A 227-nucleotide genomic window follows, 5' to 3' on the forward strand; every position below is an offset into this window, starting at 1 on the left:
GTTCGCTGTGGCATGGCTTCGCCGACATGGGTTCGGTGAGTACCAACGGTCCGTTCGTCGTCACCCGCGGTGAGGGGGCGCGCATCTGGGATGCGCAGGGCAACTCCTACCTCGACGCCACGGCGGGACTGTGGTTCACCAACGTCGGTCACGGTCGCACCGAGATCGCCGACGCCGTGCGCACACAATTGGCGACGTTGGCCCATTACTCCGGATTCGGTGACCTC

General features: G+C 65.2%; 1 protein-coding gene. It reads left to right on the forward strand.

What is annotated here, in order from left to right; genetic code table 11:
- The coding region (locus B1964_RS08945; protein WP_139765677.1) for an aminotransferase class III-fold pyridoxal phosphate-dependent enzyme at positions 1–227 on the forward strand (227 nt) is incomplete at both ends.

The sequence above is a fragment of the Gordonia sp. i37 genome (assembly GCF_002043085.1).
Lineage (GTDB): Bacteria > Actinomycetota > Actinomycetes > Mycobacteriales > Mycobacteriaceae > Gordonia > Gordonia polyisoprenivorans.